Raw genomic sequence first — 17,268 nt, forward strand, 5'->3', positions numbered from 1 at the left:
TCACTCCTCCTCGATCCTGACGCGGCGCAGGCGCAGCGCATTGCCGACGACGGAAACGGAACTCAGGCTCATGGCCGCCGCCGCGAACATGGGCGACAGCAGGATGCCGAACACGGGGTAGAGGACGCCCGCCGCCACCGGCACGCCGAGGGCGTTGTAGATCAGGGCGAAGAACAGGTTCTGCTTGATGTTGCGCATGGTCGCGCGGGCGAGTTTCCGCGCACGGACGATCCCGTTCAGGTCGCCCTTGATCAGGGTGATGCCGGCGCTTTCGATGGCGACGTCCGCCCCCGTTCCCATGGCGATGCCGACATCGGCCTGGGCCAGGGCGGGCGCGTCGTTGACGCCATCGCCGGCCATGGCGACCATGCTGCCCTGGGTTTGCAGGTCCTTGACGATGCGGGCCTTGTCCTCGGGCAGGACGTCGGCGCGGATCTCGTCGATACCCAGCCGCGCCGCCACGGCCTGGGCCGTGCGCGCGTTGTCGCCGGTCGCCATGACGATGCGGAAGCCCTGGGCGTGCAGCGCCTTGATCGCATCCGCCGTGGTGTCCTTGACCGGGTCGGCGACGGCGATCAGGCCGGCGATTTCCTTGTCCACGATCACGAACATGACGGTCTCGCCCTGGTCGCGGCGCGCGTCCGCCGTGGCCGACAGGGCGTCGCCGTCCAGGCCCAGGTCGGCGGCCAGCTTGGCGTTGCCGAGGGCGACCTTGCGCCCGTCGACGGTGCCGGTGACGCCCTTACCCGTGACGGCGGCGAAATCCTCGGCCTTGGCGGCGTCGATGTTGCGGTCTTCGGCGCCGGTGACGATGGCCTCGGCAAGCGGGTGTTCCGAGCCCCGCTCCAGGCTGGCGGCAAGACGCAGGACCTCGGCCTCGTCATGCCCCGGCTCGGGCAGGACGGCGACCAGTTTCGGTTTGCCCACGGTCAGGGTGCCGGTCTTGTCGACGATCAGGACATCGACCTTGGCGAAGCGCTCCAGGGCCTCGGCGTTCTTGATCAGCACGCCCGCCTGCGCCCCCCGGCCCGTCGCCGTCATGATCGACATGGGCGTGGCGAGGCCGAGCGCGCAGGGACAGGCGATGATCAGCACCGCCACGGCGGCGACCAGGCCGTAGGCCATGGCCGGCGGCGGGCCCCAGATTGACCAGGCGACGAAGGCGAGGGCGGCGACGGCGACCACCGCCGGCACGAAGATACCGGCGACGCTGTCCGCGACCTTCTGGATCGGCGCGCGGGAGCGCTGGGCGCTCGCGACCATTTCGACGATGCGGCTCAACATGGTATCGGCGCCCACGCGCTTGGCTTCCATGACCAGGCTGCCGGTGCCGTTGATGGTCGCACCCGTGACCGGGTCGCCGGGCGTTTTCTCCACGGGGACGGCCTCGCCGGTGATCATGGATTCGTCCACGGACGACCGGCCCTCCAGGACCACACCGTCCACGGGGACCTTTTCGCCGGGCCGCACCCGCAGATGGTCGCCGGCCTTCACGTCCTCCAGGGGGATTTCCTCCTCCCGGCCGTCGGCGCGGATGACGCGGGCGGTCTTGGCGGCCATGTCCAGCAAGGCCCGGATTGCGGCGCCCGTGCGGTCGCGCGCCCCCAGTTCCATCAATTGGCCCAGCAGAACCAGGACGATGATGACGGCGCCCGCCTCGAAATAGACGCCGACATGGCCGCCGGCGTCCCGGAAGCCGTCGGGGAAGATGCCGGGGGCGACGACGGCGACGATGCTGAACAGATAGGCCGCCCCGACGCCGATGGCGATCAGGGTGAACATGTTCAGGTTGCCGGTGATCACGGATTTCACCCCGCGCACGAAGAACGGCCAGCCCGACCACAGGACCACCGGGGTCGCCAGCGCCATCTCGATCCACAGGGCCGTGCCTTTGCCGATCGCATCCCGGACGCCCAGGCCCAGCATGGGCCCCATGGCCAGGATCAGCAGCGGGACGGTCAGAACCGCGCCGACCCAGAAGCGGCGGGTGAAATCGACCAGTTCGGGGTTGGGTCCTTCATCGCCGGTGGGAATGCCCATGGGTTCCAGCGCCATGCCGCAGATCGGGCAGTCGCCGGGCTTGTCGGTGACGATCTCGGGATGCATGGGGCAGGTGTACTTGGTGCCGGCGGGCATCGCCTCGGCCGGCTTCTTGTGCGCACCCGACAGGTAGTGTTCCGGGTCGGCCTGGAATTTCGTGCGGCAGCCCGGATTGCAGAAATGATAGGTCGTGCCCGCGTGATCGAAGGTCGGTTTGCCCTGGCCCAGGGTCACGGTCATACCGCAGACCGGGTCCTTGGCGGTCGCCGCGCCGTGGCCGTGGCCGTGATCATGGGCGTGATGGCCCCCGCCGCAGCAGGAACCGCCGCTTTTCGGGGTGTCGGAGGTGGAGTGCGAATGGGTGGGCATGGCGAAGGACCTTCGGTTGCGGCGCGGGTGACATACCCGCGACGTCATCATGACCCCTTACATAAGGCTTCCAGTCACTGGAAGGTCAAGGCGCGTTATCGAAGAATTGCCAATCCGCGCCGGCCATAGGCTCCGCCGATAAATTCTATCGGCATTAGCGATTTGACGTATACCTGGACGGCTGGCGACACTCCTCCGACCGCAACCCCGGACAGAGCGCCGCCAATGCCCTTCGAAAGTGAATTCACGCCGGCCCCGTCCGAGGGCGAAAGCAACGCCTCGCCCCGGCGCCGGGAATGGGCGGCGGGGGCGCTGGGGGCGGCCTCGCAGACCCAGCTTGCCGAGGATGCGGCGCTGTTCCTGCATCAGTCCGTGTCCACGCCCTGTCTGTCGGTGATCGTGAAGGCGGAGGGCCCCTGGATCGAGGACGCCGAGGGCCGCCGCTATCTCGATTTCCACGGCAACAACGTGCACCACATCGGCTACGGCCATCCGCGCCTGAAGAAGGCCATCGCCGACCAGATGGACGCCCTGCCGTTCGCGCCCCGGCGTTTCGCTTGCGAACCTGCCACGGCCTTGGCGCGCAAGCTGGCCGACATCGCGCCGGGCGATTTGTCCAAGGTGCTGTTCACCACGGGCGGGTCCGACGCGGTCGAGGTCGCGTTGAAGCTGGCCCGCGCCGCGACCGGGCGGTTCAAGACGGTGTCGTTCTGGGACGCCTTCCACGGGGCCGGGTTCGGGGCGTCGTCGGTGGGGGGGGAACAGCTGTTCCGCTCCAACCTCATCGGTCCGCTGCTGGCGGGCACGGAACATGTCGCGCCCTTCGCCTGCTACCGCTGCCCCTACGGCTATCCGGAAACGGACGGCCAGCCGAACCTGGACCTCTGCAAGATGACCTGCGCCAACATGGTGCGCTACGTGCTGGAGAAAGAGGGCGACGTCGCCGCCGTGATCGCCGAGCCCGCCCGCGCCGTGCCCTTCGTGCCGCCGCCCGGGTTCTGGGCCGCCGTGCGCCAGGCCTGCGACGACGTCGGCGCTTTGCTGATCTTCGATGAAATCCCCACGGGCCTGGGCAAGACCGGGCGCATGTTCGCCTGCGACCATGACGGCGTGGTGCCGGACATCCTGGTCATGGGCAAGGGGCTCGGCGGCGGCATCCTGCCCATCGCCGCCGTGATCGCCCGGCCGGGCCTGGACGTGGCCGGCGACTATGCCTTCGGCCATTACACCCATGAGAAAAACCCGGTGACCACGCGGGCCGGGCTGACCACCATCGAGATCATCGAGGACGAAAACTTGGTCGAGAACGCGGCGACGCTCGGGGCCCATGCCCTGGCGCGGCTCCATGACATGAAGGACCGCCACAGCGTGATCGGCGACGTGCGCGGGCGGGGGTTCCTGATGGGTGTCGAGCTGGTCAGGGACCGCGCGGGCAAGGAGCCGGCGGCGGCATTGGCCGAGGACGTGCTCTACCGTTGCCTCTCGGGCGGTCTGTCGTTCAAGATATCCATGGGCAACACGCTGACCCTGACGCCGCCCCTGGTGGTGACGCGGGATCAGATCGACCACGCCCTCGACGTGCTGGACGCCGCCATCGCGGACGCCGCCCGCGCGGCCGGACTCGCCTGAACGACACCAACCCGAACAGCGAAGGGAAGCCCATGGTCAAGGTCGTCCGCACGGACCGCGAACTGCAATGCCCGGTGATCGATGCGGGGCTCCGCGACATGGGCGTCGACTTGGTCTTGGTGCCGGACGGGGCCGGGGAGAACGTGCTGCTCGACGCCGTCGCCGACGCGGACCTGATCCTCATGTGCTACACGCCGATCACGGCGCGCGTCATCGCGGCGGCCCCGAAACTGAAGGGCATCGTCAAATACGGCGTCGGCATCGACGCCATCGACGTCGCGGCCGCGCGGGCGCGCGGCATCCCCGTGGTCAACATCCCCGAATACGCCGAGCGCACGGTGGCCGAGGGCGCGTTCACCCTGATGCTGGCCCTGGCGAAAAAGCTGATCCCGCTGGACCGTGCCATGCATGCCGACGGCTGGGCCTGGCCCGAGGAAAAGTGGCTGGCGAACGACATCGCGGGCAAGACCGTCGGCATCGTCGGCGCCGGGCGCATCGGCCGCGCCTTCGCCCAGATGGCGGGGGCGGGCTTCGGCGCGCACGTCATCGCCTACAGCCCCCACACGCCGCCCGAGGAACTGATGCGGGTCGGGATCGAGCCAGTGGCCGACCTCCTGGACCTGATGGCGCGGGCGGACGTCGTCTCCGTCCATTCGGTTCTCAACGACGAAACCCGGGGCCTGATCGGTGAGGCGGAACTGGCCGCCATGAAGCCGACGGCGCTCCTGTTGAACGTCGCCCGGGGCGCGATCATCGACGAGGACGCCCTGGTCGCGGCATTGGTCGAAGGCCGCATCGCGGGGGCCGGGCTCGACGTCTACAGCCGGGAGCCGCTGATGCTCGAAGGGCATCCCCTGAGCCCCCTGTTCGGGATGGATAACGTGATCTTGCTGCCGCATCTCACCTTCTTCACCCATGAGGCCATGGAGCGCCTGGAGCGGGAGACGCTGGAGCGCTGCCGCGAGGTGCTGGAGGGACAGCCCGTCACCGTGAAATCCCCCGACCCCCGCCTGCGCGCCCAGACCCGGGGCGTGCGGTTCGAGGGCTAGAAACCCCCTGGCGCAGGCCGGGGCGCCGGGCTAACGTCCGCCTTTCCCCGGCCCACAGACCGAGTCCGCCATGACCGAAACCCTGACCTGTATTTCCCCCATCGACGGTTCGGTCTATGCCGAACGCCAAGCCGCCGCCGACGCCGACATTCAGGCGGCGCTCGACCGCGCCCAGGCCTGTCAGGCCGGCTGGCGCGACACGCCGGTCGCCGAGCGGGCGGCGCTGTGCACGGCCATGGTCGATGCCTTTATCAAGGAGCCCGAGGCGGTGGCCGAGGAACTGGCCCGCCAGATGGGCCGCCCGGTGCGCTACGGGGCCGGCGAGGTGAAGGGGTTCGAGGAACGCGCCCGGCACATGATCGCCATCGCGGAAGACGCCCTGGCCGACCGGCCCGCCCCGGAGAAGCCGGGTTTCACCCGTTTCATCCGCCGCATGCCCTTGGGCGTGGTGCTGGTCGTGGCCCCCTGGAACTATCCCTACCTCACGGCGGTCAACGCCATCGTGCCGGCGATCATGGCCGGCAACGCGGTGGTCCTGAAACACGCGACGCAGACGCCGCTCTGTGGTGAGCGCATCGCCCGCGCGTTCCAGGCCGCGGGGGCGCCCGACGGCCTGTTCCAGGTCCTGCACCTGACCCACGACCAGACGGCCCGCGTGGTGGCGTCCCCCGACATCGATTTCGTCGCCTTCACGGGATCCGTCCCCGGCGGGGCCGCCATGGAGAAGGCGGCGGCGGGCCGCTTCATCGGCCTGGGCTTGGAGCTGGGCGGCAAGGACCCGGCCTACGTCCGGGCCGACGCCAACCTGCCGCACGCCATCGAGAACGTGACCGACGGGGCCTTCTTCAATTCCGGGCAAAGCTGCTGCGGGATCGAGCGGGTTTATGTTCACGAACGCGTCTACGACGATTTCGTGTCCGGCATGGTCGATCTCGCCAAGGGATACGTCCTGGGCGATCCGCTGGACCCGGCCACCACCCTGGGCCCCATGGTGCGGCCCCGGGCGGCGGACTTCGTGCGCGGCCAGATCGCGGCAGCGGTCCAGGCCGGGGCCCAGGCCCTGATCGACCCCGCGGCGTTCCCCCGCGACGCCGCCGGCAGCGCCTACATGGCGCCGCAGGTGCTGGTCGGCGTCGACCATGCCATGCGGGTGATGACGGAGGAATCCTTCGGCCCCGTGGTCGGCGTGATGAAGGTCAAATCCGACGACGAGGCCGTGGCCCTGATGAACGACAGCGACTTCGGCCTGACCGCCAGCATCTGGACGGCGGACACCGACGCGGCCCTGGCGCTGGGTGCCCGCGTCGAGACGGGCACCCTGTTCATGAACCGGGCCGACTACCTGGACCCGGCCCTCGCCTGGACCGGGGTCAAGAATTCGGGCCGGGGCTGCACTCTGTCGCCGCTGGGTTATGATCACCTGACCCGGCCCATGTCCTTCCACCTTCGCACGCAGGTCTGACCGCCATGACGAACATGCCGCTTAAAGGAAACTGGAACTATCCGACGTCCATCCGCTTCGGCGCCGGCAGGATCGCGGAACTGGGCGAGGCCTGCAAACAGGCGGGCATGGCCAATCCGCTGCTGGTCACCGACCCGGGCCTGGCGGCCCTGCCCATGGTGGCCGACGCCGTGCGGGCGGTCGAGGGGGCGGGGCTTGCCGTTCAGGTATTCTCCGCCATCAAGGGCAACCCGACCCTGGAAAACGTCGAGGCCGGGGTGGCGGCGTTCAAGGCCGGCAAGCACGACGGCGTCATCGCTTTCGGCGGCGGCAGCGCGCTCGACGCCGGGAAGGCCATCGCCTTCCAGGCCGGGCAGACGCGGCCCTTGTGGGATTTCGAGGACGTGGGCGACAACTGGACCCGCGCCGACCCGGCCGGGATCGCCCCCAACGTCTGCGTCGCCACGACGTCGGGCACGGGGTCGGACGTGGGCCGCGCCTCGGTCATCACCGACAGTGCGCGCCACGTGAAGAAGGTGATCTTCCACCCTAAGATGATGCCGAGCGTCACCATCGCCGACCCGGCCCTGACGGTCGGCCTGCCGGCGCATGTCACGGCGGCGGTGGGCATGGACGCGCTGTCGCACAATCTGGAGGCCTATCTGGCGCCGTTCTATCACCCGTTCGCGAAAGGGGTGGCGCTGGAGGGCATGCGGCTGGTCAAGGACTGGCTGCCGACGGCGGTGACGGACGGCAAGAACATCGAGGCGCGGTCCCACATGATGGCGGCGGCCATGGCGGGGGCGACGGCGTTCCAGCGCGGGCTCGGCGGCATTCATGCGCTCGCCCATCCCCTGGGCGCGCTTTACGACGCGCACCACGGGCTCCTGAACGCGGTGCTCATGCCCTATGTGGTCAACGCCAACAAGGGCGCGGTGGACCGGGACCTTACGGACCTCGCCCGCGCGCTGGACCTCGCCGATTATTCGCCCGCCGGGGTGATCCAGTGGATTCTCGACCTGCGCAAGGAAGTCGGCATTCCGCACACGCTGGCCGAGATGAACATTCCCGGCGACGATGCCGACAAGATCGGCGCCATGGCGGTCGAGGATCCGACGGCGGGCGGCAATCCCATCCAATTCTCGGCGGCGCAGTACGCCGCATTGTTCCTGGACGCCCATGGGGGCCGTCTGGAATTCTAGGGACCAGCGATATTCATTAAAGGCAGGGGGACAGGCAGATGAAACCGGGACAGGTCAAGACGGCGGCGGACGCCAGAAAGATCATCGCCGAGCGCAAATGCGATTACGTGAAGGTCGGCGTGGTCGACATGGACGGCATCATGCGCGGCAAGTACATGAAGGCCGACAAGTTCCTCTCCTCCCTCGACAAGGGTTTCGGCTTCTGCGACGTGGTGCTGGGCTGGGATTCCAAGGACCAGCTTTACGACAACGTCTCCGTCACCGGCTGGCACACGGGCTATCCCGACGCCCCCGTGCGCATCATCCCGGAAAGCTGCCGCGAGATCGCTTGGGAGGACGACATGCTGTTCTTCCTCGGCGAATTCGACGGCAAGTACGAAGAGGTCTGCCCCCGCGCCGTGCTGCGCCGGACGCTGGCCAAGGCCGACAAGATGGGCTTCAAGGTGCTGGCCGGGCTCGAATACGAATTCTTCATGTTCGAGGAAACGCCCGAAACCGTGCGCGAAAAGAACTACCGCGACCTGAAGCCGATCCAGCCGGGCTTCTTCGGCTATTCCATGCTGCGCTCCACGACCGAAAGCGATCTTTACCGCGACATCCTCGACGGCTGCCTGAAGATGGACATGGCGCTCGAGGGCCTGCACGAGGAAACGGGGCCGGGCGTGCTCGAAGCCGCGATCCAGGTCGACGGCGCCCTGTCCGCCGCCGACAAGGCCGTGCTGTTCAAGACCTTCGCCAAGATCATGGCGCAGAAGCGGGGCCTGATGGCGACCTTCATGGCGCGCTGGTCGCCGGACTGGCCGGGCCAGTCGGGCCATATCCACATGTCGCTGACCAACAAGGCCGGCAAGCCGATTTTCCTGGACAAGAAAAAGCCCCATGGCATGAGCGACGTCATGCGCCACTTCGTCGGCGGGCAGCAGAAATTGTTGCCCGAATTCCTTTCCATGATCGCCGGCACGGTCAACAGCTACACCCGCCTGGTGCCGGGCTTCTGGGCGCCGACGGATTCGACCTGGGGCGTCGACAACCGGACCTGCGCGATCCGCATCATCCCCGGCTCGGAAAAATCGCAGCGCGTGGAATTCCGCATCGCCGCCGCCGACGCCAACCCCTACCTCGCACTCGCCGCCGCCGTGGGGGCGGGGCTGTGGGGCATCGAGAATAGGATCGAGCCCGACAAGGCGGTCGAGGGCAACGCCTACGACAAGACGTTTCCCAAACGCCTCAACCTGCCGCGCACCCTGATGGACGCGGCCGGGATGCTCAAGGCGTCGAAGCCCGCGCGGGCCCTGTTCGGCGACGCCTTCGTCGACCACTACGCCGCGACCCGCGAATGGGAAGAACGCCAATTCCGCCGCGCCATCACCGACTGGGAGATGGAGCGGTATTTTGAGATTATTTAGGGCGAAACCGGAGGCCCGGGGGCGCGTGAGCGGTTTTGCGGGAATGCTGGTTTCTGCGAATCTACTTTGAAGAAAACTTCCGAAAGCTTGAGCACTAGTGACGTCATGACAGGAAAAGCAAAAATTCAAGAGGGTCTGGGGAGCGTTCGCTTCCTGTTGGTGTGGTCTAGCTTGAGTCCAGTTTTCCTTCTTTGGGCAATTAGGGGGGTCGAGAAGGTTCCGGATATAATCTGGATTCCAGCGTGTGTGATGCTCTTTCTTTTACCTACGATTTTGCTCTGGATGTTTTTTCGGCGCGCTAAACGGCAAGAAAACTATAAAACGATCACTATTCACTCATCGAAAGATCAGAGAGAACATCTGCTGACCTATCTGTTTGCCATGCTGATTCCGCTCTTCGATGCGAACCTTGGGGGATATCGAGACCTAGTAGCAATTTTTGTTGCCCTTCTTTTTGTGCTGTTTTTGTTCTGGCATATGCGGCTTCATTATATGAATTTGTTTTTCGCCATGTACGGATATAGAATTTTTACAGTAGAAGCTGTTTCAGGGACTAATCTGGCAGATGGTGACAATCCGCGTTTTGCTACTTATGCTATCTTATCGAAGAGGCATAATTTAGACGCAGGGAAGCCGCTTAAAGGCTGGCGTCTCGGCGGGAATGTTCTTGTGGATCAAGCCACTGATGATTGAAGATGAATTCAACTTCCAAGATATCCAGGGTGTGAATTTCGCCGTGGCACTGCGTGACAATGGCAACCGATATTTCGTGCCGACAGATGGCCCTATCAAGAATGCTCTGAAGGACGTGCTTGGCGCCACGGTAGCTGCGTTCGAACAACTCGACGGAGACTGGGAACTGCACGATATTTCCGAGGATTATGGGGAACGGCGACCTGTCTACGCGCCGCGTGATACTGACTATTTGGCGGATTTATCTGCAATTTTCGACTCAGGTGATCTGGATGATCTCGCAAATGCTCACCAGCACGTGCCTGATATCGACTATTACTTTGGTGTCTTCCACGATAGTCAAGATCGAAAGGCCGTGGGCATCAAGAAGGGGACACAGCTAAAAGGGACGCTTGGGGCGCGGAATAAACTGATGCGCCTTTCGGACGACACCTTGCAAATGATTGAGGACGATGTTCTCAAACTGGATCGTGAGTTCGATGCCATCATCACGGAGCAGCATGTCTTTATGCTGAAAGTACGGTCAGTCGAGTATTTAGCAAATATTGTAGAGCGTGTAGCCGGCGCTGCGGCGCAAAAGGTTCAACAGATTCACAATGCTGTCGTTTTCCTGGATTTCACACGGATTCAGGCGGATATCGCCAATCACCCGAAAATGGCAAGATTGGCGGCCTCAATTGCCGCTCGAAATGATCTGGCGCTAATTCGCCGGGACCGGGTTGAGGAATTGGCAGCACATCATGGTCTCGTTCTCAAAGAAGTTGAAGGGCGACTGCAATGCCGACGGCAGGATGAAGCCAAGCTCTTGGAGATTTTGGATGCTCGTCGGTATCAACTAGACCTGACAGCGACAGGGCCGGTGCCATATCGTGCTACGGGCCGTCAAAGAGTGACGGCGTAGGCACATTATTCGTCCATGACTTCATTGATAGTCGAGATGGGGGCATGACGGCTCTTAGGCTGAGATCGGTTGCGACATTTTGGATCTCGACGGCGTCCTGCGAAAGCGCACTAGCCCACACCTAATCCCGCTCCGTCACCGCCAGTTCCCAGAACGCCCGCACCACCCGTGTCTCGGCCCGGTTTTCCAGGCAGACCATGTATTCGTGCATGGGCAGTTTGCAGTCCTTGAGCTCGATCATCACCAGGCGCGAGTCGAAGCCGAATTCGGGTTTGGAGACGAAGCCGATGCCGTTGCCGGTGGCGACGGCCTCGCGGATGCTTTCGCGGCCCTCGACCTCCATCACCGTGCCCATCTGTAGCTCCAACCTTGCGAATTCCTGTTCGACCAGCCGGCGGGTGGTCGAGCCCCGTTCGCGCAGCACCAGGGGTTCCCCGGCCAGTTCCTTGAATTTGACCGCGCCGCGCCCGGCCCAGGGATGGTCGCGGTTGATGACGGCGACCAGCGGGTCGTCGCGCAGGCTCAAGACCTTGAGCCTGGCGTCGTCGGGCACGTGGGAGAACACGCCGACGTCGGCGTCGAAATCGTAAAGTTGATTGAGGATGTCTTCCGAGTTGCCGATCTTCAGGTTCACGGTCACGCCCGGATAGCGGTTGCGGAAGGCGCGCACGATGCGCAGCACGTGGAAGGGTGCATCGGCCGAGAGGGTGAGGGAGCCGACCAGAAGGTTCTGCGATTCCTTGAGGTATTCCAGCGCCTCGCCCTCGCATTCGAACATCCGGTTGGTGATGGCGAGCAGGTGCCGCCCGGCGTCGGTCAGGGCGACCGAGCGCGAGGTGCGGTTGAACAGCAGGATGTCGAAATCCTTTTCCAGCTTGCGCACCTGGTCGGACAGGGTCGGCTGGGTCAGATGCAGGTGTTCGGCGGCCTTGGAAAAACCGCCTTGCGTCGCGACCGCATGGAACGCGCGCAGTTGCGAATAGTACATAGATGAAACCTATACGATCTATATAAACTGACGATTTGACTTATATTTCCCCGATGCGATTGAGTCTACATGAACCCCGCGCAACGGCGAATTCGCCGGGGTTCGGGGCCGGCGTCGACGAGGGCACGGGCTCCGGGGGGATTTGGTGCAGTGCCGAACAAATCCTGTCACGTCACCGCAGAAATGGTTAAAACTGTCACATGCCGGTAACAGTCCGTTCTGATAATCCGGCGATCAAACAGGGAGTATCACAATGAAATCAACATGGTTCCGCGGCCTCGGTTTGGGGCTGGCGACGGTGGCCACGGCCGCCATTCTGGGCGCAGCACCCGCCAAGGCGAAAACCGACCTTCTGGTCTACACCGCGGTCGAGGCGGACGAACTGAAGAAGTTCAAGACCGCCTTCGAGAAGGACAATCCGGACGTCAACATCAAGTGGGTCCGCGATTCCACGGGCATCATCACCTCCAAGCTGCTGGCCGAGAAAGAAAACCCCAAGGCCGACATCGTCTGGGGCGTGGCGGCGACCAGCCTGCTGCTGCTGGCCGATTACGACTACTTCCAGGGCTATGCGCCGAAGGGTTTGGATAAGCTGTCGAAGAAGTATTACGACACCACCAACACCCCGCCGCTGTGGGTCGGGCAGCGCGCCTGGATCGCGTCGGTCTGCTTCAACACGGTCGAGGGCGCCAAGCACAAGCTGCCCGTTCCCGCCACCTGGGCCGACCTGACCAAGCCGGTCTACAAGGGCCATGTCATCATGCCGAACCCGAACTCCTCGGGCACGGGCTTCCTCGACGTCTCTTCGTGGATTCAGATCCAGGGCGAGGAAAAGGCCTGGAAGTACATGGACGCGCTGCACGAAAACATCGCGCGCTATACCCATTCGGGCTCCAAGCCCTGCAAGCTGGCGGCCAAGGGTGAAATCGCCATCGGCATTTCCTTCGCCTACCGGGGGGCCAAGTCCAAGAACGAAGGGGCGCCGCTCGAGGTCATCGCGCCGACCGAAGGCGTGGGCTGGGATCTGGAATCCTTCGGCATCGTCAAGAACACCAAGAACCTGAAGGCCGCGCAGGCGCTGGCCGACTGGTCCGTGTCCAAGACGGCGCAGGAAATCTACAACGAGGAATACGCCGTCGTCGCCATGCCCGGCGTCGCCAAGCCGGTGAAGAACTTCCCCGTCGGCATCGAAGACAAGATGATCAAGAACGACTTCAAGTGGGCGGCCGCCAACCGCATCCGCATTCTGGACGAGTGGCGCAAGCGCTACGACGGAAAGTCCGAACCGAAGAAGTAAGGTTATCTTTTCTGCACTGATCTGAACGGCAAGCCCCGGCTCCCGCAAGGGGCCGGGGCTTTCTGTTTCGGTCGCGTTCAGTCCGTGCACCGGGGCGCGGCGGTCTGATAGAATTGAGCCTTGGAGGGCGGGCATGGCGAACGACAACAACGGCGGGGCCTATCTCAGGGTCCGCAACCTGACAAAGAAATTCGGCGAGTTCACGGCGCTGCAAAGCGTATCGCTGGACGTCGCCGAGGGCGAATTCGTGTGTTTTCTGGGCCCGTCGGGCTGCGGCAAGACGACGCTGCTGCGCGCCATCGCGGGCCTGGATATTCAGACCATGGGCACGGTCGAACAGGCTGGCCGCGACATTTCGGCCCTGCCGCCCAACGAACGCGATTTCGGCATCGTGTTCCAGTCCTACGCCCTGTTCCCCAACCTGACCGTCACGCGCAACATCGGCTATGGCCTGGAAAACCGGAACATGCCGAAGGCCGATATCGCGCGGCGCGTGTCGGACCTGCTTGACCTTGTTGGGCTGCGCGACCACGCGACCAAGTATCCGTCGCAGTTGTCGGGCGGCCAGCAGCAGCGCGTGGCCCTGGCCCGCGCGCTCGCGACCTCGCCGGGCCTGTTGTTGCTGGACGAACCCCTGTCGGCGCTCGACGCCAAGGTCCGCGTCCACCTGCGCCACGAGATCAAGGAACTCCAGGAAAAGATCGGCATCACCACCATCATGGTGACCCATGACCAGGAAGAGGCCCTGGCCATGGCCGACCGCATCGTGGTCATGAACCACGGCGTGATCGAACAGGTCGGCTCGCCCGAGGACATCTACGCCGACCCGGCGTCGCCCTTCGTCGCCGACTTCATCGGCACCACCAATTTCGTCGACGGCGAGGTGCAGCCGGGCGGGCGGGTCGCCGTCGCGGGCATCGCCATCGACTGCGGCGCGGTGCTGGACGGCCTGTTTCCCGGCGATAAGGTCACGGTCTGCATTCGGCCCGAGGACGTGCAGGTTTCGACCGAGGCCGGCGCCGCCGGCATCCCGGTGACGATCACCGACGTGGAATTCCTGGGCTCGTTCCATCGCTGCCATGTGGTGCCGGTCAACGGCGCCGGGCAAAGCTTCGGCAAGGGCATCGACTTCATGATCGACCTGTCGGCCAACCGCGCGCGCGACCTGGGCATCCGCGAAGGCATGGCGGTGCAGGCCGCTCTGCCGCCCGAGTTCGTGCGCATCTACCGCCCCGTGGGCGAGGCCTGAGCCATGCGGGACGCCGCCGCCGTCGCCGCAGCGCCTAAAATCACGCCCAAGGTCAGCAGCGAAGACTGGATCATGCGCGCGGTGCTGGTCGGCATCGCGCTGTATCTGACCATCTCGATCCTGCTGCCGCTTTACGCGCTTCTGTCGAAAAGCTTCAAGAACGCCGACGGGGTGTTCGTCGGTCTGGCCAACTACGTCAGCTTCTTTTCCACTCCGGCGCTGTTCTGGTCGATCGAGAACAGCTTGACGGTGACCCTGCTGTGCTGCGTCATCGTGGTCACCCTGGCCTTCATTTACGCCTATGCCCTGACCCGCACCTGCATTCCGTTCAAGGCGCTGTTCAAGGGCGTGGCGCTGCTGCCGATTCTCATGCCGTCGCTGCTGCCGGCGATCGCCCTGGTCTACCTGTTCGGCAATCAGGGCATCATCAAGGACTGGCTGTTCGGCTATGAAATCTACGGCCCCATCGGCATCGTCATGGGCGAATGCTTTTACGTGTTCCCCCATGTGCTGACGATCATGCTGATCGCCATGGCCAATTCGGACGCGCGGCTGTACGAGGCGTCGGACGCGCTGGGGGCTTCCAAGATCAAGACCTTCTTCACCGTGACGTTGCCCAGCGTGCGCTACGGCGTGGTTTCGGCCTTCTTCGTCTGCTTCACCCTGGTCATCACCGACTTCGGCGTGCCCAAGGTGGTCGGCGGCAAGTACAACGTGCTGGCCACCGATATCTATAAGCAAGTGGTCGGGCGCCAGGATTTCGAAATGGGTGCCGTGGTGTCCATGGTCCTGCTGCTGCCGGCCCTGTTCGCCTTCGCCGCCGACCGCATCGTGCAGCGCCGCCAGGTGGCATTGCTGTCGGCCCGCGCGGTGCCGTTCCAGCCCAAGAAGAACAACGCGATGGACATGACCATGCTGGCCTTCTGCTGCCTGATCGGCCTGATCATGGTGTCGATCCTGGGCATGGCCTGCTTCGCGTCCTTCGCCAAGTTCTGGCCCTATGACCTGACCCTGTCGCTGAAGCATTACAACTTCGACCTGATGGACGGCGGCAGTTGGTCCGCCTATTGGAATTCCCTCGAACTGGCGGCCTGGACCGCCGTGATCGGCACGGCGATGGTGTTCACCGGCGCCTACCTGGTGGAAAAAAGCAAGGGCTTCCATTCCGGCCGCACCGCCATGCAGCTTCTGTGCATGATCCCCATGGCCGTGCCGGGCCTGGTGCTGGGGCTGGCCTATGTGTTTTTCTTCAACGCGCCGGGAAATCCGCTCGGCTTCATCTATCACACCATGCCGATTCTGGTGATCTGCACGGTCACCCATTTCTACACGGTCTCGCACCTGACGGCGGTGACGGCGCTGAAGCAGTTGGACGGCGAATTCGAAAGCGTGTCGCAGTCGCTCAAGGTGCCGTTCTACAAAACCTTCTTCCGCATCACCGTGCCCGTCTGCATGCCGGCGATCCTGGACATCTCCATGTATCTGTTCGTCAACGCCATGACGACCGTGTCGGCGGTGGTGTTTCTCTACTCCCCGGATACGGCCCTGGCGTCGGTCGCGATTCTCAACATGGACGACGCCGGCGACGTGGCGCCGGCCGCCGCCATGGGCATGATGATCGTCGGCACGGCGGCGGCGGTTCGGCTGGTGCATGCGGGGCTCACTCGGGGTATTCTCTCCCGCACCCAGGCGTGGCGAAAGCGCTGAGCGGGTAATTTTCCGTCCGGCGCTTCATCGTCCTGATCTATGGATGATATCCGAATTAACGATTTGACGAATTGACGCATCCCGCCCGAAACTCCGCGCGACCGGCTGCCTGATCGGCCCGGCCGCGGCTCAAATGACAAAGTTGGAAAGGCCCAACCATGACCCTGACCCCCGGTGACCCCCTTCTTCTCACGCCCGGCCCCCTGACCACGGCCGCCGAAACCCGCGACGCCATGCGCCATGACTGGGGCTCGCGCGATCAGGCCTTCATCGACGCCAACGCCGCCGTGCGCCGCAAGCTGCTGGAAATCGCCAATGCGACCGATACCCACGTCTGCGTGCCCTTGCAGGGCTCCGGCACCTTCGTGGTCGAGGCGGCGCTGTGCACCTTGATCCCCAAATCGGGCAAGGCGCTGATCCTGGTCAACGGCGCCTACGGCAAGCGCATGGGCAAGATTCTGGAGTACGCCGGGCGCGCGTTTGAGATTTCCGAAACCGCCGAAGACGTGCCGCCGGACGCGGCGGCGCTCACCGCCAAGCTGGCCGCCGACAAATCCATCACCCATGTCCTGGTCGTTCATTGCGAAACGACGTCGGGCATCCTCAACCCCATCGCCGACATCGCCCATGCGGTGAAGGACGCGGGCCGGTCCCTGATCATCGACGCCATGAGTGCGTTCGGCGCGATCGAACTGGACCTTGCCAAGGTGCCGTTCGACGCCGTCATGGCGTCGTCCAACAAGTGCCTGGAAGGCGTGCCGGGCATGGGCTTCGCGCTGATCCGCAAAACCGTGCTGGAAGGCTGCGCAGGAAATTCCCATTCCCTGGCTCTCGACCTTTACGATCAGTGGAAGGCGATGGAAGCCAACGGCCAATGGCGTTTCACCCCGCCGACCCATGTGATCTTCGCCTTCGCCAAGGCCATCGAGCAGTTCGAGGCCGAGGGCGGCCAGCCCGGGCGCTTCAAGCGCTATTCGGAAAACTGCCGCATCCTGATTGACGGCATGGCCGACCTGGGGTTCCAGACCCTGCTGCCCCAGGGGCTGCAGGCGCCGATCATCGTCACCTTCCACATGCCGTCGGACCCGGCGTTCGATTTCCAGGTGTTCTACGACAAGGTCAAGGATCGTGGCTTCGTGCTCTATCCCGGCAAGCTGACCGTGGCGCCCAGTTTCCGCGTCGGCTGCATCGGACATCTGGGGGCGGCGGAAATGAAGGCGGCGCTCAAGGCCATGTCGGAAGTCCTGAACGAAATGGGCGTGAAGACCGGCGCGCCCCAGGCCGCCGAATAGGCCGC

The 17,268-nt window shown here is 64.5% G+C and carries 13 protein-coding genes; 11 read left to right on the plus strand and 2 right to left on the minus strand.

Going from position 1 to position 17,268, the window contains the following annotated elements; genetic code table 11:
• Window positions 1–2,280, minus strand: a complete 2,280-nt coding sequence (locus RJ527_10420; protein ID WND78047.1) for a heavy metal translocating P-type ATPase — start codon at window positions 2,278–2,280, stop codon at window positions 1–3.
• A gap of 354 nt (window positions 2,281–2,634) precedes the next feature.
• Here RJ527_10420 and RJ527_10425 point away from each other — a divergent pair, with 354 nt between their 5' ends.
• From RJ527_10425 to RJ527_10455, 7 genes are all read left to right on the plus strand, one after another.
• Window positions 2,635–4,038 carry an aspartate aminotransferase family protein gene (locus RJ527_10425; protein WND74461.1) on the plus strand — a complete coding sequence of 468 codons (1,404 nt, stop codon included), beginning with the start codon at window positions 2,635–2,637 and terminating at the stop codon, window positions 4,036–4,038.
• A 32-nt stretch (window positions 4,039–4,070) separates the two neighbouring features.
• Window positions 4,071–5,087, plus strand: a complete 1,017-nt coding sequence (locus RJ527_10430) for a C-terminal binding protein (protein ID WND74462.1) — start codon at window positions 4,071–4,073, stop codon at window positions 5,085–5,087.
• Between the two features lie 70 nt (window positions 5,088–5,157).
• On the plus strand, window positions 5,158–6,549 hold the full coding sequence (locus tag RJ527_10435; protein WND74463.1) for an aldehyde dehydrogenase family protein: 1,392 nt from the start codon (window positions 5,158–5,160) through the stop codon (window positions 6,547–6,549).
• 5 nt (window positions 6,550–6,554) lie between these two features.
• Window positions 6,555–7,730, plus strand: a complete 1,176-nt coding sequence (locus tag RJ527_10440) for an iron-containing alcohol dehydrogenase (GenBank protein WND74464.1) — start codon at window positions 6,555–6,557, stop codon at window positions 7,728–7,730.
• A gap of 38 nt (window positions 7,731–7,768) precedes the next feature.
• Complete coding sequence (locus RJ527_10445) at window positions 7,769–9,136, plus strand: glutamine synthetase (GenBank protein ID WND74465.1); 1,368 nt, start codon at window positions 7,769–7,771, stop codon at window positions 9,134–9,136.
• 87 nt (window positions 9,137–9,223) lie between these two features.
• Window positions 9,224–9,829 carry a hypothetical protein gene (locus RJ527_10450; GenBank protein WND74466.1) on the plus strand — a complete coding sequence of 202 codons (606 nt, stop codon included), beginning with the start codon at window positions 9,224–9,226 and terminating at the stop codon, window positions 9,827–9,829.
• The gene (locus tag RJ527_10455) at window positions 9,822–10,730 is read left to right on the plus strand and encodes a DUF4868 domain-containing protein (protein ID WND74467.1); all 909 of its coding nucleotides are present in this window, start codon (window positions 9,822–9,824) and stop codon (window positions 10,728–10,730) included. Before RJ527_10450 ends, RJ527_10455 begins: the two co-directional genes overlap by 8 nt.
• A gap of 121 nt (window positions 10,731–10,851) precedes the next feature.
• Here the strand turns inward: RJ527_10455 and RJ527_10460 are convergent, their stop codons facing one another.
• Window positions 10,852–11,718 carry a LysR substrate-binding domain-containing protein gene (locus RJ527_10460; protein ID WND74468.1) on the minus strand — a complete coding sequence of 289 codons (867 nt, stop codon included), beginning with the start codon at window positions 11,716–11,718 and terminating at the stop codon, window positions 10,852–10,854.
• A 253-nt stretch (window positions 11,719–11,971) separates the two neighbouring features.
• On the opposite strand from RJ527_10460, the gene RJ527_10465 reads away from it, so the two are divergent.
• The 4 genes from RJ527_10465 to RJ527_10480 all read left to right on the plus strand — a co-directional run bounded on the left by RJ527_10465 (window position 11,972) and on the right by RJ527_10480 (window position 17,263).
• Window positions 11,972–13,015, plus strand: a complete 1,044-nt coding sequence (locus tag RJ527_10465) for a putative 2-aminoethylphosphonate ABC transporter substrate-binding protein (GenBank protein ID WND74469.1) — start codon at window positions 11,972–11,974, stop codon at window positions 13,013–13,015.
• 133 nt (window positions 13,016–13,148) lie between these two features.
• The gene (locus RJ527_10470) at window positions 13,149–14,264 is read left to right on the plus strand and encodes a putative 2-aminoethylphosphonate ABC transporter ATP-binding protein (protein WND74470.1); all 1,116 of its coding nucleotides are present in this window, start codon (window positions 13,149–13,151) and stop codon (window positions 14,262–14,264) included.
• Between the two features lie 3 nt (window positions 14,265–14,267).
• Window positions 14,268–15,971, plus strand: coding sequence for a putative 2-aminoethylphosphonate ABC transporter permease subunit (locus RJ527_10475; GenBank protein ID WND74471.1), 1,704 nt, complete (start codon window positions 14,268–14,270; stop codon window positions 15,969–15,971).
• A gap of 158 nt (window positions 15,972–16,129) precedes the next feature.
• Window positions 16,130–17,263, plus strand: a complete 1,134-nt coding sequence (locus tag RJ527_10480) for a 2-aminoethylphosphonate--pyruvate transaminase (GenBank protein WND74472.1) — start codon at window positions 16,130–16,132, stop codon at window positions 17,261–17,263.
• Window positions 17,264–17,268 lie beyond the last annotated feature (5 nt).

Source organism: Thalassospiraceae bacterium LMO-SO8, from assembly GCA_031655335.1.
Lineage (GTDB): Bacteria > Pseudomonadota > Alphaproteobacteria > Rhodospirillales > Casp-alpha2 > UBA1479.